The sequence below is a fragment of the Micromonospora sp. WMMC250 genome (assembly GCF_027460215.1).
GTDB classification, from domain to species: domain Bacteria; phylum Actinomycetota; class Actinomycetes; order Mycobacteriales; family Micromonosporaceae; genus Micromonospora; species Micromonospora taraxaci.
This window is the reverse complement of sequence record NZ_JAPZBJ010000002.1, coordinates 452436-474784: the sequence shown is the minus strand read 5'-3', so window position 1 is coordinate 474784 and position 22349 is coordinate 452436. Positions and strand designations below refer to the sequence as shown.

19 protein-coding genes are annotated in these 22349 nt (G+C 70.2%); 5 read left to right on the top strand and 14 right to left on the bottom strand.

From position 1 onward, the window contains the following. The first annotated feature begins 100 nt into the window (after positions 1-100). Complete coding sequence (locus O3438_RS02180; RefSeq protein WP_269678306.1) at positions 101-475, top strand: DUF5988 family protein; 375 nt, start codon at positions 101-103, stop codon at positions 473-475. 78 nt (positions 476-553) lie between these two features. Here O3438_RS02180 and O3438_RS02175 read toward each other — a convergent pair whose 3' ends face one another. After that, entirely contained in the window at positions 554-1306 is a 753-nt protein-coding gene (locus tag O3438_RS02175) for an ABC transporter permease (protein WP_269678305.1), read from the bottom strand. 13 nt (positions 1307-1319) lie between these two features. Beyond that, positions 1320-2288, bottom strand: coding sequence for an ATP-binding cassette domain-containing protein (locus O3438_RS02170; RefSeq protein WP_269678304.1), 969 nt, complete (start codon positions 2286-2288; stop codon positions 1320-1322). Between the two features lie 213 nt (positions 2289-2501). Here O3438_RS02170 and O3438_RS02165 point away from each other — a divergent pair, with 213 nt between their 5' ends. Further along, positions 2502-3359, top strand: coding sequence for a metallophosphoesterase family protein (locus tag O3438_RS02165; protein WP_269678303.1), 858 nt, complete (start codon positions 2502-2504; stop codon positions 3357-3359). Positions 3360-3469: 110 nt separating this feature from the next. Here the strand turns inward: O3438_RS02165 and O3438_RS02160 are convergent, their stop codons facing one another. From O3438_RS02160 to O3438_RS02150, 3 genes are read right to left on the bottom strand one after another with little or no spacing between them, the layout of a single operon-like run. After that, the gene (locus O3438_RS02160; protein ID WP_269678302.1) at positions 3470-6244 is read right to left on the bottom strand and encodes a helix-turn-helix transcriptional regulator; all 2775 of its coding nucleotides are present in this window, start codon (positions 6242-6244) and stop codon (positions 3470-3472) included. 46 nt (positions 6245-6290) lie between these two features. Beyond that, positions 6291-8090 carry a 2-isopropylmalate synthase gene (locus O3438_RS02155; protein ID WP_269678301.1) on the bottom strand — a complete coding sequence of 600 codons (1800 nt, stop codon included), beginning with the start codon at positions 8088-8090 and terminating at the stop codon, positions 6291-6293. Positions 8091-8148: 58 nt separating this feature from the next. Beyond that, entirely contained in the window at positions 8149-8487 is a 339-nt protein-coding gene (locus O3438_RS02150; RefSeq protein WP_088990103.1) for a hydroxyisourate hydrolase, read from the bottom strand. Positions 8488-8759: 272 nt separating this feature from the next. On the opposite strand from O3438_RS02150, the gene O3438_RS02145 reads away from it, so the two are divergent. Next, on the top strand, positions 8760-8945 hold the full coding sequence (locus O3438_RS02145; protein ID WP_269678300.1) for a hypothetical protein: 186 nt from the start codon (positions 8760-8762) through the stop codon (positions 8943-8945). Positions 8946-9050: 105 nt separating this feature from the next. Here O3438_RS02145 and O3438_RS02140 read toward each other — a convergent pair whose 3' ends face one another. Together O3438_RS02140 and O3438_RS02135 are read right to left on the bottom strand one after the other, a co-directional pair. Then, a complete protein-coding gene (locus O3438_RS02140) occupies positions 9051-12245 on the bottom strand; it encodes an AfsR/SARP family transcriptional regulator (protein ID WP_269678299.1) in 3195 nt (1064 codons plus the stop codon). A gap of 256 nt (positions 12246-12501) precedes the next feature. Beyond that, on the bottom strand, positions 12502-13941 hold the full coding sequence (locus tag O3438_RS02135) for an AMP-binding protein (protein WP_269678298.1): 1440 nt from the start codon (positions 13939-13941) through the stop codon (positions 12502-12504). 450 nt (positions 13942-14391) lie between these two features. Between O3438_RS02135 and O3438_RS02130 the strand changes: the two genes are divergently transcribed. Beyond that, positions 14392-16275 carry an Ig-like domain repeat protein gene (locus O3438_RS02130; protein ID WP_269678297.1) on the top strand — a complete coding sequence of 628 codons (1884 nt, stop codon included), beginning with the start codon at positions 14392-14394 and terminating at the stop codon, positions 16273-16275. A gap of 159 nt (positions 16276-16434) precedes the next feature. On the opposite strand, the gene O3438_RS02125 is transcribed toward O3438_RS02130, so the two are convergent. Genes O3438_RS02125 through O3438_RS02115 form a run of 3 tightly spaced genes read right to left on the bottom strand, consistent with a single transcriptional unit; the run spans position 16435 to position 18369 of the window. Then, positions 16435-16962 carry an SMI1/KNR4 family protein gene (locus O3438_RS02125; RefSeq protein ID WP_269678296.1) on the bottom strand — a complete coding sequence of 176 codons (528 nt, stop codon included), beginning with the start codon at positions 16960-16962 and terminating at the stop codon, positions 16435-16437. Continuing rightward, on the bottom strand, positions 16959-17660 hold the full coding sequence (locus tag O3438_RS02120) for a VOC family protein (RefSeq protein WP_269678295.1): 702 nt from the start codon (positions 17658-17660) through the stop codon (positions 16959-16961). The genes O3438_RS02125 and O3438_RS02120 overlap by 4 nt, the downstream gene beginning before the upstream one ends. A gap of 58 nt (positions 17661-17718) precedes the next feature. After that, positions 17719-18369, bottom strand: a complete 651-nt coding sequence (locus tag O3438_RS02115; RefSeq protein WP_269678294.1) for a TMEM175 family protein — start codon at positions 18367-18369, stop codon at positions 17719-17721. A 146-nt stretch (positions 18370-18515) separates the two neighbouring features. Here O3438_RS02115 and O3438_RS02110 point away from each other — a divergent pair, with 146 nt between their 5' ends. Beyond that, a complete protein-coding gene (locus O3438_RS02110) occupies positions 18516-19235 on the top strand; it encodes a VOC family protein (RefSeq protein WP_269678293.1) in 720 nt (239 codons plus the stop codon). A 32-nt stretch (positions 19236-19267) separates the two neighbouring features. Here the strand turns inward: O3438_RS02110 and O3438_RS02105 are convergent, their stop codons facing one another. From O3438_RS02105 to O3438_RS02090, 4 genes are all read right to left on the bottom strand, one after another. Continuing rightward, entirely contained in the window at positions 19268-19624 is a 357-nt protein-coding gene (locus O3438_RS02105; RefSeq protein ID WP_269678292.1) for a DNA polymerase ligase N-terminal domain-containing protein, read from the bottom strand. A 5-nt stretch (positions 19625-19629) separates the two neighbouring features. Beyond that, positions 19630-20595, bottom strand: coding sequence for an alpha/beta hydrolase (locus tag O3438_RS02100; protein ID WP_269678291.1), 966 nt, complete (start codon positions 20593-20595; stop codon positions 19630-19632). Positions 20596-20704: 109 nt separating this feature from the next. Beyond that, positions 20705-21547, bottom strand: a complete 843-nt coding sequence (locus O3438_RS02095) for a helix-turn-helix domain-containing protein (protein WP_442929551.1) — start codon at positions 21545-21547, stop codon at positions 20705-20707. Positions 21548-21627: 80 nt separating this feature from the next. Beyond that, positions 21628-22302 carry an HNH endonuclease family protein gene (locus O3438_RS02090; protein WP_269678290.1) on the bottom strand — a complete coding sequence of 225 codons (675 nt, stop codon included), beginning with the start codon at positions 22300-22302 and terminating at the stop codon, positions 21628-21630. Between the last annotated feature and the right edge of the window lie 47 nt (positions 22303-22349).

Here is a 22349-nt window from a genome sequence, read left to right as displayed (position 1 = left end):
TCTCAATACACAAAGCACGGAGCAGAGCGGGATGGCAGCGAGGAAGCGCCGACCCGGGCTCCGCCGGAAGGACCGGGTGACTCTTCGGGAAGGCAGAACAATGACCACAACGCTGTTGACGCCGATCGATGCTCCTACTGACCCGTTCGGCCCGCCGGCCGATCTGAGCAGGTTCCTGGGTCAGCACTACTTCAGCCACGACGCCGCGAACCCGGCGACCAACCCGCCGCTGGATTTCGAGAAGGCGGCGTTCCAGTCCCGGACCGTGGTGACCGCCGAGCAGCTCACCTCCGTGGTGCAGGTGATGCTCGTCGGTGGACCCGCCGCCATCCCGCGCAGCCTCGTCGTCAGCAAGACGCTGGCGGCGAACGAGAAGCTGAAGATCTGCTACCTGGACGGGTACGAGCACTTCGAGCGCGACGCGGAGCTGGGCGACGTGTTCGTCTGGTCGATGCGTACCGCGATGGCCTTCTGACACACGCCGCCGGCCTCGGTGCCACGGCCCCCGCGAGGGGCCATGGCGCCGAGGCCGGCGGCGTCGGTGCGGACGAGGTCAGGCGAGCTGGCGGCGCAGCAGGCGCAGGGACCAGGTGGTGCTGAGGACCAGCAGGCCGATCGCGACCGCCACGCCGATCAGCACGATCTGCTGGTCGTAGTTGCCGCTGATCAGCTCCCGCTCGGCCTCGACGACGTAGCTGAGCGGGTTGACCCGCGACAGGTAGTACAGCCAGTCCGGGGCGCGGTCCATCGGCAGCAGCACACCGGACAGCAGCATCAGCGGCACGACGATGCCACTGACCACCGGGGCCAGCGCGAACTCGTGCTTGAGCTTGAGCGCCAGGCCGTAGGAGGTGAAGCCGACGGCGATCGCGGTGATGGCGAGCAGGACCAGCCCGGCCAGGATCGGCAGGACGCCGGCCCGGAAGCCGAGGATGAACGCCAGACCGATCATCAGGACCGCCTGGACGAGCAGGAGCACCACGTCCTTGAGGACCCGGCCGGTGAGCAGGGCGACCCGGCTGAGCGGGGTGACCTGCATCCGTTCCAGCACCCCGGAGCGGGTGTCCGGGATCAGCGAGAAGCCGGCGTTGGCGGTGATGAACAGGGCGAGCTGGATGAGCATGCCGGGGACGAACCACTGCCAGGAGCTGAGGCCGCTCTCGTCGGTGGTGTCGCTGAGCAACGGCCCGAACAGGACCAGGTAGACCAGGGGTACGGCGACACCGACGATCAGTGTGCCGGGGCTACGGAGGGCGGGACGGACCGCCCGGTCGAACGTCAACCAGGTGTCTCGCAGGAACGACATGGGGATCCTCACTTCACAGGCCCGGGAACGCCGGGGCGGTCTCGCTGTCGCGCAGGCTGCGCCCGGTGACGGTCAGGAACACGTCGTCGAGCGTCGGCCGGCTGGTCCGCACCGAGAACACGTCGACGTCGTTGCGGTCGAGTTCGCGCAGGAGGCCGGGCAGGACGCTGTCGCCGCGGGCGATCCGGAACCGCACTGTCGTGCCGTCGACGGTGACCTCCTTCGCGCCGTCGAGGCGTTCGGCGGCGGTGGCGGTCTGCGCGGGTGCGGAGGTCTCCAGTGTCACCAGGTCACCGTTGACCTGGGCCTTCAGCTCGTCGGCGGTGCCCTCGGCGACGATCTGTCCACCGTCGATGACGAGGATCCGGTCGCAGAGGCTGTCGGCCTCGTCCAGGTAGTGGGTGGTGAGGAAGACCGTCGTCTCGTGCTCGCGGCGCAGCGCGCGGATGTGGTCCCACAGGTTGCTACGGCTCTGCGGGTCCAGCCCGGTGGACGGCTCGTCGAAGAAGACCACCGGCGGCCGGTGCAGCACCCCCATCACGATGTCGATGCGCCGCTTCTGACCGCCGGAGAGGGCGCCGATCATGCGGTCCTCCAGGCCGGCCAGGTCGTACTGCTCCAGCATCTCGCCGACCCGGGTACGGGCAGCCGAGGCGGACAGCCCCTGCAACCGGGCGTGGGTGACCAGCTCCTCGCGGACCTTGTACTCGACGCCGGCTGAGGAGTTCTGGCCGACGTAGCCGATCAGTCTGCGGACTCCGGCGGGATCGCTGAGCAGGTCGCAGCCGCCGATGTTGGCCTCGCCGGAGGTGGGCCGCAGCAACGTGGTCAGCATCCGCAACGTGGTGGACTTGCCCGCCCCGTTGGGGCCGAGGAAGCCGACCATCTCGCCGGACGAGACGTCGAGGTCGATGCCACGTACGGCCTCGACGGTGAACTTGTTGATCTGGAACGTCTTGGTCAGACCCCGCGCCTTGATCATCGGTGGTCTCCTCTCGACAGGGATCCCACCGTCGGCGGAAATCCTCGAAACGGCGCTGGTACCGGCATTCGCCTATTGCAACCAGCATCGAGAGCGGCCTGTACGGGGACAACCCTTAGCGGGCCCCCTAGCGCCCGTAGCCCAGCTCAGAGTGCCCGAGAACCGGTCCGCGAGCGTTCCGGGCGGTGCCGGTGCACGCCTACGATCGGCGTTGTGAGTGCTCCCGGTACGGTTCCGCACGGCAGGTTGTTGGCGATCAGTGATCTGCACGTCGGCTATGCCCGCAACCGGGAGACGGTGCTGGGGCTGCGCCCCGGCCACGCCGACGACTGGTTGATCGTCGCCGGCGACGTCGGGGAGAAGATGGCCGACGTCGAGTGGGCGCTGACACTGCTCGCCGGGCGCTTCGCGACGGTGATCTGGGTGCCGGGCAACCACGAGCTGTGGACGCCCGCCGACGACCCGGTGCAGCTCCGCGGCGAGCAGCGCTACCGCGACCTCGTACGGATGTGTCGTGATCTGGGCGTGGTCACGCCCGAGGACGACTTCCCGGTGTGGCGTGGGGCCGGCGGCCCGGTGGTCGTGGTGCCGCTGTTCGTGCTCTACGACTACACGTTCCGTCCGCCGGGGACCACCAAGGAGCAGGCGCGGCACTGGGCCGAGTCGGCCGGGATCGTCTGCACCGACGAGTTCCTGCTGCACACGGATCCCTACCCGGGAGCTGACGACTGGTGCCGGGCCCGGCTTCGGGAGACCGAGCGCCGTCTGGCCCAGTGCGACCCGGCGCTGCCGACGGTGCTGGTCAACCACTTCCCGCTGACCCGGGAGCCGACGTGGGTGCTGCGCTATCCGCAGTTCGCCCAGTGGTGCGGCACCACCGGCACTGCGACGTGGCACCTGGACCACCGGGCGGCCGTGGTGGTCTACGGCCATCTGCACATCCCACGGACGACAGTGGAGGACGGCGTCCGGTTCGAGGAGGTCTCCCTCGGCTATCCCCGCGAACAGGACCTGTACGGCCGGCACGGTGACCCGCTGCGGGTCATCCTTCCCGCGCCCGATCCGTCCTGACCCTCGCCCGACCGGCGGCCACGCGCAGTCCAGCCCACACGCGGCACAGCCCGCACGCACCCGCGGCCCCGACCGCGCGGTGACGCGGTGCGGGGCCGGGGTACGCGGGGTCAGACGGTCGCGGACAGGTCGAGTTCGAGGTGCGCCGGCAGGTCGGTACGCCCCACCACGCCGAGCTTGCGGTAGATGCGTGTCAGGTGCTGCTCCACGGTGCTCACGGTGATGTAGAGCTTGTCGGAGATCTCCCGGTTGGTGTAGCCGATCGCGGCCAGGGCGGCCACCCGGCGTTCGGCGTCGCTGAGCATCGCGGCACTGCCGGTGACACTGGGCTGCGCGGCGGCGGTCTCCTTGTCGTCCCAGCCGATGTCGCGCGAGAGCCGGCGGAGCAGAGGCTGCGCGTCGCACTCCTCCGCCAGTGCCCGCGCTCGCCGGCCGATCATTCCCGCGCGCCGCGACTCACCGAGCGCGTGGTACGCCTCGGTCAGGTCGACGAGCACCCGGGAGTGCTCGTACCGGTCGGCGCCGGACTGCAACAGGTCGGCTGCCTGCCGCAGCAGCATCGGCCGGTGCCGCAGCTGGCTGGTCGCGGCGAGCAGACGCAGCGCGGAGCCGTGTACGCGCGGCATGTCCTTGCCGCACCGCCCCAACTGGTCCTCGATGAGCCGGCGGGCCTGGTCGGGGCGTCCCATCCGCAGCAGGGTCTCGGCGGCGTCGGTGCGCCAGGCGACCAGGCCCGGAGCGTCCAGCTCCCAGGTGGTCATCAGCTCACCGCACTTCTGGAAGTCCCGCAGCGCGAGCGGCAGGTGGCCGGTCGCCATGCTGTAGCGACCACGGGCGTGCAGGTAGTGCAGCCCGTACCGGGTCTGGAACATGGTCTCCGGCACCGGCTGGTCCAGCCACTCGGACACCTCGTCGAAGCGACCCATCGCGGTGCAGGCCGTGACGAGGCTGGCCAGCGGCACGCCGACGCCCACACCCCAACTGCTCGGCGGCATGATCTCCAGGGCCAGGCGGGCGTGCCGGGCCGCGCCGGGCAGGTCACCGAGGCGGAGGGCGACCTCTGCCCGGATCGCGGCGAGACGGGCCTGTCGACTGGGGGCGCGCCGGGTGTGCGCCTCCTCGATGAACAGGTCGCACCAGGGCGCCGCCTGTTCGGCGTGCCCTCCGTAGGTGAGGGTGAGCAGGGCGCTCTCCACCGTGTCCAGGCTCATCTCGTCGAGCCGGGAGCTGCGCAGGATGCGTTCGACGACGACTGCCACGTTCTCCGACGGGGTGGCGCTGAGCACGGTGGACAGCGCGTTTGCCGCCTCCAGGCGACGGCTCGCCGAGACCGTGGTGACGGTCACCGGCGCCGGCCGGAAGTGCTGGGCCAGTGGCGTGAACGAGCAGCGCAGCCAGGGCCGGGTCATGGCCAGTTCCCCGGCGGCGGCCGGGTCGAGGTCCACTCCGGTGGCGGCGAGGTGTTCCAGGATCACCTCCGCCTCGGCGAGCTGCCCGTGCCACAGCAGCGCCTTGGCCAGGATCACCGCGTCGCTGCCCTGGAGGAAACCCTTGTCCAGCGCGCCGGCGAGTTCGGGCAGGTAGCTGCTGGAGGTGCTGGGGTTGACCCGCCACTCGGCGCGTACCAGAGTGGTCATGATCTTGATCTTCTGTCGTTCGTCGGTGCAGGCCCGCCAGGCCAGCTTGAGGTAGCTGACCGCCGATTCCACCTGGCCCTCCCGCAGGGCCTGCCGGGCGGCGTCCTCCAGCGCCGCCACCCCCCACGCCTCGCCGGCCTCCTTGGCGCCCAGCAGGTGCTCGGCCACCACCCGTGCCGACGCGCCGCCGTCGTAGGCGAGCACCGCCGCGCGCCGGTGCAGCTCCGCCCGCTCGTCCTGGTCGAATCCGGCGAGCACGGCGGCTGCGGCGACCGGGTGCCGGAACCCACCGAGGGTGAAGATGCCGGCCGTGGTCAGCGCCCGCATGGCCTGCGCGACCACGCGGGCGTCGGTACGCAGGAGCCGGTCGAGCGCCTCGGTGTCGGCGAGCACCGCCACTCCGCGGGCGACCTCCAGCATCTGCGGTTCGCCACGGCGCAGGCAGGACACGACGGCCTGGGCGTACCGCTCTCCCGCCACCACCTCGTCCGGCTCGGCGCCGGTCTCCTCGGTGGCGGCCTGGTAGTCCTCCACCAGGCCGCCGACCAGGAGCGGGTTGCCGCCGGTGAGCTGGTACCACTGGCCGGCCAGCCGTTCGGCGACCTCCGCGCCGACCGTCTCGGCGGCGAGCTGCTGCACGCCGAGGCCGGTGAGCGGCGTCAGCTTGATCCGACTCCCGTGCCCCGGGCGCAGCAGCTCCGCCTGCCAGGACGGGTCGGCGCTGCGCCCGAACTCGGTCTGCGTGAAGGCGACCAGGACCGGCGCGAACCGGGCGCGTCGCGCCAGGTACGCCAGGCAGACCACCGAGGCGCGGTCGGCGTGGTGCACGTCGTCGACGAGCAACGCCAGCGGATAGCGTTCGGCCAGTTCCAGCAGGATGGTGCAGAGCCCGTGCACGATCTGCACGTCGATGTGCTCGTTGTCGTCCCGGTTGTCGGCGGCCAGGGCCGCGACGGTGCCCTCGTGCAGCAGGCTCATCGCCCGCTCACGCTCACGGTCCTGCAGGGGCGCGTCGTGAAAGAGCTGGCTGAGCAGCGCCAGGGGCAGGTTGCGCTCGGCGTGGGCGCCGCTCGCGGTGACCGCCAGGGCACCGAAGTCGACAGCCCGGTCGGCCAGGGTGTGCAGTAGTTCGCTCTTGCCGGTGCCGACGGTGCCGGTGATCATCGCCACCCGGCCACGGCCCGCGACCGCCTCGGTGAGCAGGCCCTCCAGGCCTGTCACCGCCTTGTCTCTCTCAACGAGTCCCATGTGGATTTCCCCCAGGTCTGAAATGGTGAACGGCCTCGAATGGTGTTCAGCCGGCCCGGTCGAGGCCGACGGTGCCAGCCAGGTCGCGGCCGACGGCGCCGGCCAGGACCGGGCGCAGCAGGGGTGGCGCGGGGTGCATCACGGGGGCGTCGAGGTCCCCGACGGTCTCCAGGGCGTTGCCGGAGCGCAGCGCGCGGCTGAGGGCCGCGCGGACGGCGGCGAAGGCGGCGGTGTCCGGCTCCGCGTCGATGCCGACGCCCCAGACGGTACGGGTGCCGAGTCGACACTCGGCGTACACGACCACGTCGTCGCGCTCGCTGACCGCGCCGACCCCGGTGCGGTGCACGGCGCGTACGTCGATCCCCCAGGACAGCATCGTGGCGCGGATCTGCTCGACGGCGTCGGCCCGGGCCGCGCCGATGGTGAAGCCGCCGCCCCCGACGTGCAGTTCGGTGGCGACCATGTCGCGGAAGCGCAGCGGCACCGACAGGGGGCGCTGCACGACGTACTCCTGGAGGAACAGCTCCCCGATGCGAGCCGGTGAGATCTCCACCCCGGCGCCGTCGGCCTGTGCCTGCACCACCGCGGCGAACTCCAGTTGCAGGTCGCGCGGCAGGAGCATGCCGTGCCGGCTGGCCAGCACGTACGCGACGCCGCCCTTGCCGGACTGGCTGTTGATCCGGACCACGGTCTCGTAGGTACGGCCGACGTCCTCCGGGTCCAGCGGCAGGTACGGCACCTCCCAGGGCAGGTCGTCGACGGACGCGCCGATCGCCATCGCGGCCCGGGCGCGCTCGTCGAAACCCTTCTTGATGGCGTCCTGGTGCGAACCGGAGAACGCGGTGTAGGCCAGGTCGCCGCCGTACGGGTGGCGCGGGTGCACCGGCAGTTCGTTGCAGTACTCGACCGTCCGCCGGATCCGGTTGATGTCGGAGAAGTCGACACCCGGGTCGATGCCCTGGGTGTAGAGGTTCAGCCCGAGCGTGACCAGGCAGACGTTGCCGGCCCGTTCGCCGTTGCCGAACAGGCAGCCTTCGATCCGCTGCGCGCCGGCGAGGGTCGCCAGCTCCGCGGAGGCGACGCCGGTGCCACGGTCGTTGTGCGGGTGCACCGAGAGGCACACGTGCTCGCGGCGGGACAGGTTGCGGTCCAGCCACTCGATCTGGTCGGCGAACACGTTCGGCATGGTCCGCTCGACGGTGGTCGGGAAGTTCAGGATGATCGGTCGGTCCGTCTCCGGCTGCCACACGTCCATGACCGCTTCGCAGACCTCGAGTGAGAACTCCAGCTCGGTGTCGTTGAACAGCTCGGGCGAGTACTGGTAGCGCAGGTCGGTGCCGGCCAGGGTGCGGTCCGCGTACTTCATCATCAGGCGCGTCCCCTGGACCGCGAGGTCCAGGCACTCGGCGCGCGTCATGCCGAAGACGACCCGGCGGAACAGCGGTGAGGTCGCGTTGTAGATGTGGATGCGTGCCCTCGGCGCGCCGGCCAGGCTCTCCACGGTGCGCCGGATCAGCTCGTCGCGGGCCTGGGTCAGGACAGTGATGCAGACGTCGTCCGGGATCAGGTCGTCCTCGATCAACAGCCGGACGAAGTCGTGGTCGTCCTGGCTCGCGACCGGGAAACCGACCTCGATCTCCTGGTAGCCCATCTCCACGAGCAACCGGAACATGGCCAGTTTCCTGGCCGGGCTCATGGGGTTGGCCAACGACTGGTTGCCGTCGCGCAGGTCGGTCGAGAGCCACCGGGGCGCGGTGGTGACCGTACGGCTCGGCCACCTCCGGTCCGGCAGGCTCACCGGAGCGGAGGGCAGGTAGCGGCCGGCGGAACGTCGACTCGGGTTCACGATGGATTCCTTTCCTCGCTGTACGGAGCCGGCGCGTGTGGCCCGGCCGCCACCTGACTCATCCGCGGGTGCCGAAGTACATCGAGTACGAGTAGGGAGTGAGGAGCACCTGGACCTGACAGGTGTCGGACTCGTCCTGGACTCGGAAGGTGACAGCGATCTCCGGGTACGCGGCGCTGACGCCGAGGCCGGAGAAGTAGTGGTCGCTGTCGAAGACGATCCGGTAGGGGCCCCTCTCCAGGAGCTCTGCCGCCCAGTCGTCGATGTGGCCGTCGGGGTCGGACTCCGCGTCGGCGACCGGCTTCCAGCCGCCGTCGTCGGCGCGTTCCAACCGCGCCCGGATGCCCGCCGCCGGGCGGCCGAACACACCGTCCAAAGCTTGCGCCGAAACACTCATGTGTTGTCACCTGCCAGTCGGTCCCGTCGCGGTGACCCGCGGTGCGAGCCGGCGACGGTTGGTTGCCGGATTCCCGGCCTAGGGCAGAAGACTGCGCCGGATGGCTATCGGATGGCCTTCGCCGTTCTATCGCCGGCTATCGGTCGCTATCCGATAGCGGTGATAGGGGGTGGCAGGCGAACAGATAACAGGGGGATGGGGCCCGTTTCTACGTTTGTGTCATCGCCGAACACGGCGGAACGAAATCCCCCCTCACCTGGAGGAACATCGCCATGCGCAGCAACGTCTCGCTCACCGTCAAGGCCCGCATCGCCATCGCTCTCGCCGCCGCCGCCGTCACCGTCGGGCTGTTCGGAGCGACCGCCGCACACGCCGAGGACGCCAGCGGTAGCACCCCGGCGCCGGCGGCCACCCCCACCCCGAGCACGACCGCCTCCCCCAGCCAGCCCTGGGGCTGACGGAGCACCACGTGGGTCTCCGGCGGGCCATCTGATCAACGGCCACCGGGCACACGTCCCGGGAGCCCGGCACGGCTGACGAGCCGGCCGGCCGCACCCCGAGTCTCAGCCCTGACGAATTCCCTGCACCACCGAGGAACCGCTGCCCGTGCGATCCGGCCGTTGCTGCCGAGGTTGACGCACCAGCGGAACCACGTTGTCACGCAACGGCTCGGCCGCCGCAGTCGCCGGATGTTCCCGGCCCCCGGCCGCCACGTACGCCTCGGTCAGCTTGGTCAGCACCCGCTGTTCGAACTTCGGCGCGCGGATGCCCCGGAAGAGTCCCAGTGCCCGGTGCAGGTGCACCACCGCCTGCGTCGCACTGCCCCGTTCGAGGGCGAGTTCGCCCAGCGCCAGCGACACCCGCGCCTCGATGAGTCGTTCCCCAGCCGTGCTCGCCAGGCCCAGCGCGCTCTGCAACGCTGTTTCGGCGGCGGTCAGATCACCGGCGGTCATGTGCGCCACGCCCAACCCGTGCAGCGCGTACGCCTCACCGACCGGGTCGCCGATGTCCTGCACCACCGCCAACGCCTCGGCGAAGGCGCTGGCCGCCGCGTGCGGGTCTCCGGTGTTCAGGTGCGTGTCGCCCATGCGGTGCAGCACCTGCGCCTCCACCCGGCGACTGCGGGCGCTGCGGCTCATCACCAGCGCCTCGGGCAGGATGGCCAACGCGTCCTGCGGATGTCCGCTCTCCATGTGCACCTGCGCCAGACTGTGCAGGACGTAGGCCGCGGCGCCCAGGTCGCCGCTGCGTCGGAAGCTGTCCAACGCGTGCTCGTAGCGGGTGGCGGCGGCCGGCAGGTCTCCTCGGATCCGGTCGGCGAACGCGATCTGCCGGGTGACCAGTGCCAGCCCCTGTTCGTCGTCGAGGCCGCGGAAGATGACTCCGGCCGCTTCCAGGTCGCGGCGTGCCTCGTCGAACCTCTGCTCGGCGAGGAACAGCGAGCCGTTGGAGTAGAGCATGGCGGCCTGCCCCCGGTTGTCACCGGCCGTCTTGCTGGCGGCGAGCGCGATGCGGTGGGTCTCCCGCCAGTCGTTGAGGTAGATGCGGGGCTCGAAGAGGGTCACCGCGATGTGGGCGAGTGTCCAGCACAGGTCGGTGAAACCGGCCTGCGCGGCCTGGCGGACGCCGGCGACGAGTGAGTGCCGCTCCCGTTCGAACCAGCTCAGCGGACGGGCGACCAGCTGCTCGGTCAGTCGTTGCGGCAACGGCCAGCGTGGGGCGTCGCTGCTGAGGATGAAGTAGGGGCCACCGTGCAGGCCGCAGTGGGCGGCCTCGGCGAGGAACAGCAGGGCACCGAGCACCCGGCACAGCGCGGCGTTGCGGTCGGCGACGCTCTCCTCGGCGGCGAGGCGTTCCCGGGCGAAGACCCGGATCAGGTCGTGGAACCGGTACTGCGGGACCTGCCCCGGACCCATGCTCGTGCTCTCCACGAGCTGCGCCTCGGCGAGGTCGTCCAGCAGGTCCTGGGCGTCCATCACCGGCTCGTCGAGCAGTGCGGCGCTGACCCAGCCGGAGAACGACGGCACGTCGAGGACGGCGAGCCGACGGAAGAGCCGGCGGGCCTCCTCGGTGAGGCTGTCGTAGGTGAGCGAGATGCTTGCCCTGATGCCCATCCCGCTGTGCTTCAGCTCGTCGAGGCGCCGCGCCTCGTTGTCGAGCCGCTCGACGAGATGCTCGACGGTCCAGTGCTGTCGTGCGGAGAGCCGTGCGCCGGCGATCCGCAGGGCCAGGGGCAGGTTCCCGCACAGAAAGGCGAGTTGGGCGGCCGCTTCGGGCTCCTGCTCGATCCGTTCCCGTCCGGCGACGTGCGCCAGCAGTTCGAGCGAGTGTTCCTCGTCGAAGACGTCGACGTCGAGGTGGATCGCGCCGGGCAGGCCGGCCAGCCGGCTGCGGCTGGTGACCAGCACGGCTGAGTGGGGGGTGCCGGGCAGCAGCGGCAGCACCTGGCTCTCACCGGCCACGTTGTCGAGCACGATGAGCATCCGGCGGTCGGAGAGCAGGTCCCGGTAGAGCTCGGCGCGTTCCTCCAGCACCTCGGGCATCGCGGTGCCGGGGACGCCGAGGGTCCGCAGGAAGCGTTCCAGCACCTGCATCGGGCCGACCCGCTGCGGGCTGCGACCGTGCATGTCCGCGAAGAGCTGCCCGTCCGGGTACCGGGTAGCCGCGCGGTGCGACACGTGCACGGCGAGGGTGGTCTTGCCGATGCCTGGCTTGCCGGCGGCGACCACGATCGGCACCGCGAACTGCGTGGGGCTCTCGGCCGCCATCAACAGTTGCTGCTCGATGACGTCGATCTGCTTGGACCGGCCGGTGAAGTCGGCGATGTCGGTGGGGAGCAGGCACGGCACGGTGACCGGGATGACCGGTTCGGTGGGAGCGACGATCACCGGCGGGCTGATCGTGCCGACGGGGAGGTCGTCCACCGGCGCGACGACGAGCGCCGGAGCGACCTGTGGCAGCGGCGCGGGGGCGGTCGGCGCGGGCGGGGCCGGCGCTGGTGAGACCGGTGCGGCGAGTTCCTCGTCCGAGGTGAGGATCGCGTGTTCCAGCTGTTGGAGCCACTGGTTCGGCTCGAGACCCAGCTCGTCGATCATGGTGCGGCGGGCCTGCCGGTAGACGTCGAGAGCCTCGGCCTGGCGGCCGGACCGGTACAGGGCGAGCATCAGCTGCCCGCGTAGCCGTTCCCGCAGCGGGTGCTGTTCGACCAGGTCGGAGAGTTCCGGGATGAGATCGCGGTGCCGGCCGAGTTCCAGTTCGAGTTCGACGCAGTCCTCGTGAAGGTTGATCCGCCGCTCGTCGAGGCGGTTGCCGGCCGATTGGACCAGCCGACTCTCCAGCCCGTAGAGGGCGCGGCCACGCCAGAGGGCGAGGGCGGCGCGAATGTGCCGGACCGCCTCGTCGACGTTCTGGCCGGAACGGGCCCGCCGGCCGCTCTCGACGAGACCGACGAACCGGTCGAGGTCCAGTGCGCCCTCCGTGACCCGGAGCAGATAGCCCTGCGACCGGGTGACGATGGTGTCCGGGTAGTCGTGGGTGTTGAACAGCCGTCGGAGCGCCGAGACGCAGATCTGCACCTGGGCACGGGAGGTGCTGGGCAGGTCGTCGCCGTAGATGGCCTCCATCAGGCGCCCCACCGGGACGACCCGGTTGGCCTCCAGTGCGAGGCTTGCGAACACGATCTGTTGGCGGTGCCCACCCAGGTCCAGCCGTCTGCCGTCGACCAGAACCTCAAGCGGCCCCAGAACCCGTACCTCCACGCGCACCTCCCCCGCGGTGACGCGACGTCGCCGTCGTCGCTCGGTGCCAGCCCCCCGGCCGGCCACCGATCGCGCTTCTCGACCGTGGCCTGACCCGCCCGGAGATCGAGACATCTAGATACACGACTCACCCCCCGTGTTCGTCTAGAGACTACGAGCAGTCACCACGGGTCGAAAACACGAGAGGCACTTAGATGCCCGAATGTCCCAGCCAAAACTCCACCTTTCGGCTAGGCGGTCACGGGAATGACATACGTCAGACACCGCCCGGCAAGGTCCCTGATTCCAACAGCGACAGTAAAGTTGCCTTTTGCACCTTGCCCAGGGCATTGCGCGGCAATGATTCCACCACGTGCACGTGGCGCGGTCGCTTGTGCCGGGACAATCGCTTCTCTACATAGGTCACCAACGACCGGGCGGCCAGCGACTCCTCGCCGACGATGAACGCGACCACCTCCTGACCCAGGTCGGCGTGCGGCGCACCGACCACCGCCACCTCGCGCACCTGCGGATGGGTGAGCAGGCAGTCCTCGATCTCGCCGGCGCCGATCCGGTACCCACCGCTCTTGATGATGTCGGCGCTGGCCCGCCCGACGATGCGGAAGTCCCCCGCCTCGTCGACGGTCGCCACGTCACCAGTGCGGAACCAGCCGTCGGCGGTGAACGTCTCGGCGGTCTTCTCGGGCAGATGCAGATAGCCGTCGAACAGCGTCGCGCCACGGATCTGCAACGCGCCGAAGGTCCGACCGTCGGCCGGGACCGCCGCACCCGCGTCGTCAACCAGCCGGGCCTGCACTCCCCGTACCGGACCGCCGACCGAGCCGACCCGTCGCGGGCCGTCAGCCCGCGTACTGAGCGTTATCAGGGTCTCGGTCATCCCGTACCGCTCGACGGGCCGGTGCCCGGTCAGCGCCTCCAACTCGGCGAAGACCGGCGCGGGCAGCGGCGCACTGCCGGAGACCAGCAGCCGGGCCGCGGACAGCACGCGGGCGGCGGCCGGCTCGGCGCAGATCCGGCCCCACACCGTGGGAACCCCGAAGTACATCGAACCCCGCGCGGCGGCGTACCGGCCCGGCGTCGGCCGCCGGGTGTGCACCAGAGGTGAGCCGACCCGCAGCGGCCCCAGCAGACCCAGGATCAGTCCGTGTACGTGATAGAGCGGCAACCCCTGCACGAGGACGTCCTCGCCGGTCCAGTCCCAGGCGTGCACGACAGCGTCGATGCCGGCCCGGATCGCGGCATGACTGAGCAGCACGCCCTTCGGTGGGCCAGTGGTGCCGCTGGTGTAGAGGATCAGCCCGGTCGTGGACGGGTCGGGGTCGACGCTCGACAGCTCACCGCGTCGGGTGACGTCGACAGGCAGCACCGGGATCGGACAGTCAGCCAGCACCGGCGCCTCCGGCTCACCGGCCAGCAGCAGCTCGGCCCCGGAGTCGGTGAGCACATGGGCGAGCTCGGCCGCGCCGGTGTCCGGTGGCACCGGAACCACCGCCACCCCGGACAGCAGACCACCGACGATCGCGGCCACGGTCGGCACACCCGGGCTGGCGAGCACCGCCACCGTCGCGGCCCCGGCGATGTCGGCGGCCACCGCGCCAGCGCCGGCCCGCAATGCTTCCCGGGAGATGCCGTGGCCATCGACGCTCACGGCGTCCGCACGGTCGGGCCCATCTCCGGACAACGACGGCAACAGCATGGCCAGCCCCCTCGCGGCCGCACGGACGCAACCGCAGCTGAATCTACGGACCGACACTCCGCCGGCCCACCCCTAATACCTGCGCTCGTCGGCCTGCCCCGACCGGATGTCGACGGTGGCCGCCGGCATGGAGATCCGCGCGACGTCCCGGATGGTGCGGTCCGCGACGCGGGCGACACGACCATCTCGATGACGCGCGGAGGTGGCGGTGCGCGCTCGGCGTAAGCGGCCGCGCCGGTGTTCCGCGCTTACCGCCGTTGCGGTGCCAATCGCCGCGAAACCTTGACACCCGCTGGTCAATCCAGCGAGACTTCCCGATGCTAATTCGATTTAGCTGCCCACCGCGTCCATCGATCGTGCCCATCTTCGAGGACGCGCCACCCACCGATCGCTTCGCCTGCAACCCGTCCCCATCAGACGAAGCGTCATGAGACAGAGGAGCAAGGTCGGATGAGGAGAGCGATCGGAAGACGCCGGCTCAGGCGTGCGATCTCGTTGCTCGCGTTCGTGTCACTCGGTGCGGGCGTCATCGCACCCACACCTGCCGCCGCCGCAGGCAGGCCCACGACAGTGCAGGGCGCGACCGTCAAGAAGGACCGTCATTCACCGACCGGGTACACCGTCCGGTTCGTCTACCACAACCCCTCGGCCACCCAGGTCCGCCTGGCCGGGGACCTGACCCTGCTGGACGTCGGCACCGGCACCACCCGGTACCAGCCGGAAGCCTGGCAGCCGGGGCGCTATCACGCCGGAGGCACCGAGTTCCTGCGGGACATGACCAGGGACGCGAAGGGAAACTGGTCGGTCTCCCTCCCGCTGCACGCGGGAGGTCTCAGTTACTGGTACCGCGTCTGGGACCCGACCCAGGGTTGGGTCAACAAGCGCATCTGGGATCCGGCCTCGACGAACCCTCGACCGCCTGGCGAGTCCTCGTTCCGGGTCCGGAACAACGACGTCCTCGATGCCGTGTACGTGCCGTACGACAAGAAGCAGAACGACCCGGTGCTGAAGGAACGTGCCGAGTACGAGCTGCCGATCAAGGACCGCTCGCGGCGCGGCACCGTCCAGTACATCCCGTACACCACGATCCTCGGCGACGGCGGTCACCACCTCGGCGTCTACCTGCCCGCCGGCTACGACGCCAACCGGCCAGAGCCGTACAAGGTCGCGTATCTCGCCCACGGCATCTTCGGTGACGAGACCGACTTCATGGTCCCGGCGAACGTCCCGAACATCCTGGACAACATGACGGCCAGGGGCGAGATCGAGCCGACGGTGGTCGTCACCATGGGGAACCACTTCACCGGCACCAGCCTCGGCTTCGCCTCCTACAACCAGACGAACGCCGCCAACAACCTGGTCCAGACGATCCTTCCCCTCATCGAGCGGAGCTACAACGTCTCGACCGAACGTACGGGGCGCGCCTACGCCGGGTTCTCCTACGGCGGGATGACCGGCGGGGTCGTCATCAGGAACTATCCCACCACGTTCGGGTTCTACGGACACTTCTCCGGCAATCCGTCCCTGACCGCGCAGGACTACGACAGCATCGCGGCAGCGGTCGGCGACGACCCCCTCACCGTGTTCCTCGGCAACGGGGTCTTCGAGGGCAACCTCAACGCCCAGAACGCCATCGCCGACAACTTCCGGGCCCGGGGGTACGCCGCCGCGACGACCCAGGTTCCCGGCGCGCACGACGGCATGACGGCCGGTCAACTCTTCACCATCTTCGCGAGGGACCACCTGTGGTCCGGGGTCGACACCGTGTCGGTGACGCCGGGGACGGCCCGCCTGACGCAGGGGTGGAACTGGACCAGGCAGTTCAACGCTCGGGTGACGACGAACGCAGGTGTGAGCCCGGCGGTGACGTGGTCGGTCGAGGGTGCGACGTCGACGGGCACGACGGTCTCCGCTGACGGCCTGCTCTCGGTGGCCGCCGCCGAGACCGCGTCGTCGCTCACCGTCGTGGCGACGTCGGTGGTCGACCCGACCAGGAGGGCCACCGCCCAGGTCACCCTGACGCCATCGGGCACGGCCGCGGCGACGGTACGCGCGAAGGCGACACCCGCCTCGGTCGTCAGTGGCGGGACGTTCACGGTGAACGTCGACGTGCGTGCCCACGCGCCGCACGGCAAGGCTCCGAAGGTGACCGGCGAGGTCGCTGTCACCGTCGGCGGCACCACGCGGACCGTTGCGCTCTCCGGAGGCGAGGCCGCCGTCACGGTGTCGGCCGCCGGGCTGTCGGCGGGGACCCACCCGGTCGTCGTGACCTACTCCGGAGACCCGACCTACGCTCCCGCGACGGCGAGCCCCCTGCACGTCCGGGTCCGATAGCCAGTCGGCCTGGTGGGCCGGCGACCTCCCGTCGTCGGCCCACACCGAGCCACTCCCCGGGCCGGTCCTGCTCACCCGTCCCGACCCGTGCGCGCAGGGGACCACTCTAGGGCTGGCCCTGTCGATCAACTCGCGGTGGTGATGTGCCTACCTCCCCATTCAGGGCGACTGCTCCCGGTGCGGGCGGGCGAGCAGTGCCTCGAAGGCGGCGAACTGGGCTTGCGCAGCGGCGATCACCTCTGCTGTTGATCGTCGAGTGGAGCCGGTGTATCGGTGGGCGATCGTCGTCAGCTCCGCGATGGGCTTGGGCACGCGCTCGGTGCCGTCGACCGTCTCGAGCGGGCCGACACCGTTCGCCAGCAGCCACAGATAATCGGCGAGGTCGCGCGCGATGACGGTGTACTCGCCAGCAGAGCCCAGAAACACGACGGGTTGGCGATCGAGAGGGTCGCCCGGGTTACGGAGCCAGAATGCGGCCAGGCCACCGGTGCCGTCCTGGCCGAAGGCGCGCAACGGAGGAGCGCCCGCCACGGGGTCGTTAGTCCAGTTCTGCCACCACTCCACCAATTCGCCTGACCACATGAACGCGTCGTACGGCTCGAAGTCATGACCACTGTGCTCGTGGAAGAAGCCGGCCGCGTGTGCTTCGACGAGCACCGCGGGCAGGGTCAGGTCCTCGTCCGTCATTCCGGCAGTCCGTCTCGACCCTGCCAGGTCGTCACACAAGCCTCGTTACCCTCGACGTCGGCGAGAACCCAGAAGGCGGGAGCACCGGACGCGGAGACAAGTCGGCCACCGGCCGTCAGCGCGGCCTCGATCCGCCGTGGTGCCTCGTCGTGCGGAACGCAGATGTCGAGATGGATGCGGTTCCGATCCGGGCGCGGATGATCCATCTGTTGAAACCACATCGCCGGACCCTGCCCGACCGGGTCGACGATCGGGTCCTTGGGACCGTCGCGTCCCGCCTCGTCCGTGTAGCCCAGCACGGCCTTCCAGAAGGGCCGGACCGCTGGGATGTCGAGCGCGTCGACGGCGATCTCCACGATCTGGACCGATCGCGGCACTCCCGCACCGATGTCGGGCTCCGTCCGTAGCCCGACGTCCCGCACAGCGGCGGAGAGTCGGTGCGCAAGGTCGATGTCGCGAGCGGTGAGCGCCGCCTGATCCAACGACTGCAGGGTCAAGACGACCCGGTCGGACCGGATGTCAGCACGTAGGTGCCCATCAGCGTCATTACCGCACGCCGCCACCGCACGCGCCGCCACCTCGGTTGCCTGGACCAGTGAACCGACGGGGACCGACGTGCGCAACGCGCCCAGCAGATACCGCCATCCCTGGTCGCTGGTCGCGTCCGAAGCCGCCCGCCGACTCAGTGTCTGCTCCATGGCGGCATCCTCACATGAGCCGCACCGAGTTCCGGATGCCGACAAGCACCTCCACGGCTCAGGTCGGCCGGGCGGCTGTCGTGTCGTCCTCGCCGTACTCGCCGCGGATGGGCAGGTAGTAGGCGGGCAGGAAGCCGGCGATGATGACGACGCCCGCTATCGGCACGAAGGCACCGACGAGGATCCCGGAGCCGATCCAGACCAACGCGAGCGCGAATCGTCGGCCGATGGCACGAATGCCGAAGGGTCCAAGATCGGGATCCAGCAGTTTGGCCCGGCGAAGGTGGGCCCAGATGACGTTGAACAGGGCCGCCGCCGTCCAGAGCGTCGCACCGTAGACGACGACCGCCGTGCGCAGCCCCAGCTCGGCGCGAATGGCGTCGGCGAGGAGCGAGGTGGAGAACGGCAGGAAGGCGATGACCATCAACAGCAACGTGTTGAGGAACAGGACCTGGCGGTCGACGTGCCGGACCCGGTCGAACATGACGTGGTGGTTGACCCACACCTGCCCGACGAGCAGGAAGCTCAACGCGTATCCCACGTAGGACGGCCACAGCGCGCCGAGGCCCCGCAGGAGATGCCCGAAGTCCTGCGGGGGTTGGATCTCCAGCACCAGGAGTGTCACGGCGATGGCGAATACCGCATCGCTGAACGAGATCAGCCGGCCGGGCTGACGCACCAACCGACGATTGTCGTTTTCGGACTCCACACGCTGATTATGCGTAGACGAACCGCTGCCACGCCCGCATACCGCAATCAGAGCGTCCGTAGCGACATCGTCCGATCGGACGGCAGGCGGCGACGATCGGCTATTTCCATGGGCGAACGGTGCCCCGCGCCGCCTAGGAATGAGTCATGACCAACGAGGTGACCGTTCCCCTGCTGCCCTGCGCGTCCATCGACAACATCGTCACTTTCTACACGGCACTCGGATTCCACTCCACGCACCAGCAGCGCCGGCCCAACCCGTACGTGGCGTTGCGACGCGAAGACCTGCACCTGCACTTCTTCGAAATGCCCGGGTTCGAGCCCGAACAGTCCTACGGCTCGTGTCTCGTCCTCACCTCCGACATCGAGGATCTGCACCGGGCCTTCGCGGCGGGCATGCGGACCGCGTACGGCAAGGTGTTGGTGGCCGGCATTCCGCGGATGACGCGGCCCCGGGCGCGCCGGAACAACGACGGCCTGGGCGGGTTCAGCGTCATCGACCCCGGTGGCAACTGGATCCGGGTGGTGCAGAACCCCGCGACGGCCCCCACGCCGGAGCCGTTGCCCGCCGGGCGGCTCGCCAAGGCCCTGGCGAACGCCGTCGTGCAGGGCGACTCCCGGGGCGACGCCAACCAGGCTGTCCGCATCCTCGACAGCGCGCTCGCGCACCCGCAACCCGACGACGACCCGGTCGCGCAGGTGCAGGTGCTCGTCTACCGTGCCGAGCTGGCGATGGTGCTGCACGACCAGGAGACGGCAGCGGAGATGCTGGGCCGCGTCGACCGTGTCGTGCTCACCGCGGACGAGACCGAACGGGCCGCGTCGGCGTTCGAGGCCGCCGCCGACCTCGCGGCAGCGATGGGCTGAGCCGGACGGCGCACCAGCCGCAACCGCGCCGGCTATCCGCGGTCGTCCGGCGGCTGCTCCTTCGTCAGGTGGAGCAGCCACCCCTCGCCCGTACGGATCAGCGCGTAACGCCGTCGGCCGGTACGACCGTGCAACGTGAACAGCATCCGACGGTCGGTCCGGTCGTGCTCCTCCCAGGTGCCGATGTCGGCGATCGACTTGTCGGCGTCCTCGTAGGTGAGGTGATCGAGGTCGTGGTCGGGCACCGCGATCGCTAGCCGGTTGTCGTTCGGGCTGTCCGGCAGGCCACGGGGCACCGCCCAGGAGCGCAGCACTCCGCCCTCCTCCAGCCTCAGGTCGAAGTGCGGTCGTGGTGTGCGGTGGTCGTGCAGGACGAAGGCGGGTGCCACTCTTCCTATTCTCGCCGCCGAGCCGGGTGTAGGTGGCGTCTCAGGAAGGTCAGGATGTCGCGTCGCGCCGGCCGGGCCGCCGGCACCAGGCCGGGGATGCTGAGGAAGGTGTGGACGGCCCTGGGGTGGCAGGTCAGGCGAGCATCGGTGCCGCCTTCGCGGAGTCGCTCGACGTAGTGCCGCCCGTGGTCGGCCAACGGATCCAGCGCGGCCGTGACGACGAGCGCCGGTGGCAGTCCCGCGAGGGTGTCGACCATGAGGGGTGACACCCCGCGCGCGTCGAGGGTGGACGGGACGCTCAACCGTCGGGCCGCGCGCAACCGGGACAGCGGCAGTGTGGGGTTGTCGGCGTTCTCGTCGATCGACGGGTACCCGGTCATGGTGTCGGTCCAGTCGGTGACCGGGTAGTTCAGTACCTGGGCGGCGAGCGGCGGACCGTCCTTGGCCGCGCGGTGGGCGATGAGCGCGGCGATCGTGCCGCCGGCGCTCTCACCCATGACCGCGACAGCGCCCGGGTCGACACCCCAGTCGGCGGGGTGTTCGACGAGCCGGACGAGGGTGTCGTAGCCGTCCTCGATCGGCTGGGGCAGCGGGTGCTCCGGGGCGAGGCGGTATTCCACCGACACCACCACCGCGGGGCATCGGGCCGCGAGGTGACTGTTGAGCCAGTCGTTCTGTGCCGCCGTCCCCGCGATGAAACCCCCACCGTGGAAGGACACGATCAGCGGCAGGTCCCGGCCTGCGGCCTTCGGTCGGTGGACGCGCAGCACCAGACGGCGACCCGGAAGGTCGATCGTCTCCTCCGAAACCTGGGCGCGGCGGTCGACACGGCCGGTGACGACCCAGGCGGCTCGGGACGTCGCCGCCCGGTTGGCCTTGTCCCGCGCGAGGATCACCTGGTCGTCGCTCATGGCTTCCCAGTCCTGCGTGTCCCTGAGGAGACGGGTGCCGAGCGGGGCCGTGGTTCTCATGAGTCCTCCTGGGCGTGCCGACGCTGAAGGCTCACTGTCACAGTCGGTGCCTTCGGGTGGCTTGGACGAATGTTCCCGGCCGGTCAGGCTTCGGCTCCGCGCGAGCGGGTCAGCGCCGGACCGGCCACGCGACGTCGTCGACGGCGAGGAACGGCGCCCTGGCCACCCGCGCGGGTGTCGATCCGGTGAACGTCGTGACGTCCCGATGAAGGTGGGACTGGTCCGCGTAGCCGCTGTCCGCCGCCACCACGGCGGGAGTGTGACCGGCGGCGAGGAGATGCGCGGCGTGGTCGAACCGGATGAGCTGAGCGGCCCGCTTGGGGGTGACGCCGATCTGCGACCGGAAGCGTGACCACAACCGCTTACGGCTCCATCCGACCTCGGCGGCCAGCCGATCGATGCGCAGCTGCCCTCGGCTGTCCACCATCCGCGCCCACGAGAAGGCGACTTCCGGATCGACGGCGCGTCCCGCGTCGTGACGCCGTGCCAACGCGGCCTCGGCGACCGCGAACCGGTCCTCCCACGACGTGGCGGCGCGCAGCCGTTCCTGGGTCCGCAGGGCGTCGCCGCCCCAGAGATCGTCGAGGTCGAGCACGGCTCCGCTCACCTCGGACGCGGCACCGAGGACCGCATGTGCCACCACCGGCGACATCCGCACCTGAAGGCACGCGAAGCTGCCTGGCTGGCCCTGCCCGCGAACACGGTTGGGGGCGAGCCCCGCGACGACACGCCCCCGCCGTTGCTGCCCGTTGCCGTCGTCGATGACCAGCGGCCGGTCGCCGAGGTCGAAGACCACCGTGACACCCGGGTGAGGGATCACCTCGACGTCGACGAAACTGTTGGCCCGGTCGCTGAACCCCGCCATGGTGGTGCCCGCCAGCCGACTCGGCCGCGTCGGCACGGCGATGTCCCACTGAGGCACACCGGCGCGAGTCTGCCCACCAGGACGCACGTGACGATCGTACGGGCAATCGCACACAGCCCCCGGCCCCGGCGGCGCGTCCAGGACGCGCCGCCGGGTCGTGGTGGTGCTCAGGAGCTACAGGTGTTGAGCATGCTCTGCAGGGCGGACTTCTCCGACGACTGCAACGTCAGGCCCCAGCTGTACTTAACGGTGATCCACATCTTGCTGTAGGTGCACCGGTACGACGACAGCGGCGGCTGCCAGGTGGACGGGTCCTGGTCGCCCTTGGACTGGTTGACGTTGTCCGTCACCGCGATCAACTGTGGGCGGGTGAGGTCGTTGGCGAAGCTCTGCCGACGGCTGGTCGTCCACGAGCTCGCGCCGGAGCGCCACGCCTCCGCCAGGGGCACCACGTGGTCGATGTCGACGTCGGAGGCCGCCGTCCAGGTCGCGCCGTCGTACGGGCTGTACCAGCGGCCGGAGGTGGCCGCGCAGGAACTGTCCACGACGACGGACGTGCCGTCGCGCTTGAGGACCTGCTCGCGGGTGTTGCAGCTGCCGCTGATCGTGATCCAGTGCGGGAACAGGTCCCTCGAGTAGCCGCTGCTCGACCCCTGCGCCGCCACGGTCAGGGCGTTGAGCTGCGACTGCGCGGTCGCCTTGGAGGGGATCCCGGGCGGCGCGGCCCAACCGGGCTGGGCGTTCGTGGCGGCCACGCCGGTCATCGCGAGCGCGCTGACGGCGATCGCGGCGGCGCGCCGCATCAGGCGGGAACGGCGGGGTGCGGATGGGCTCGTCGACATCACGGGTCTCCTCTGCGGGGGGGGTGGAGGACAACCATCTCCGGCGA

Bases quoted from the DNA above. Each gene is read 5' to 3' on its own strand.
- O3438_RS02180 (WP_269678306.1), top strand. From the start codon at position 101: ATGACCACAACGCTGTTGACGCCGATCGATGCTCCTACTGACCCGTTC.
- O3438_RS02175 (WP_269678305.1), bottom strand. From the start codon at position 1,306: ATGTCGTTCCTGCGAGACACCTGGTTGACGTTCGACCGGGCGGTCCGT.
- O3438_RS02170 (WP_269678304.1), bottom strand. From the start codon at position 2,288: ATGATCAAGGCGCGGGGTCTGACCAAGACGTTCCAGATCAACAAGTTC.
- O3438_RS02160 (WP_269678302.1), bottom strand. From the start codon at position 6,244: ATGGGACTCGTTGAGAGAGACAAGGCGGTGACAGGCCTGGAGGGCCTG.
- O3438_RS02150 (WP_088990103.1), bottom strand. From the start codon at position 8,487: ATGAGTGTTTCGGCGCAAGCTTTGGACGGTGTGTTCGGCCGCCCGGCG.
- O3438_RS02145 (WP_269678300.1), top strand. From the start codon at position 8,760: ATGCGCAGCAACGTCTCGCTCACCGTCAAGGCCCGCATCGCCATCGCT.
- O3438_RS02135 (WP_269678298.1), bottom strand. From the start codon at position 13,941: ATGCTGTTGCCGTCGTTGTCCGGAGATGGGCCCGACCGTGCGGACGCC.
- O3438_RS02130 (WP_269678297.1), top strand. From the start codon at position 14,392: ATGAGGAGAGCGATCGGAAGACGCCGGCTCAGGCGTGCGATCTCGTTG.
- O3438_RS02125 (WP_269678296.1), bottom strand. From the start codon at position 16,962: ATGACGGACGAGGACCTGACCCTGCCCGCGGTGCTCGTCGAAGCACAC.
- O3438_RS02120 (WP_269678295.1), bottom strand. From the start codon at position 17,660: ATGGAGCAGACACTGAGTCGGCGGGCGGCTTCGGACGCGACCAGCGAC.
- O3438_RS02110 (WP_269678293.1), top strand. From the start codon at position 18,516: ATGACCAACGAGGTGACCGTTCCCCTGCTGCCCTGCGCGTCCATCGAC.
- O3438_RS02100 (WP_269678291.1), bottom strand. From the start codon at position 20,595: ATGAGAACCACGGCCCCGCTCGGCACCCGTCTCCTCAGGGACACGCAG.
- O3438_RS02090 (WP_269678290.1), bottom strand. From the start codon at position 22,302: ATGTCGACGAGCCCATCCGCACCCCGCCGTTCCCGCCTGATGCGGCGC.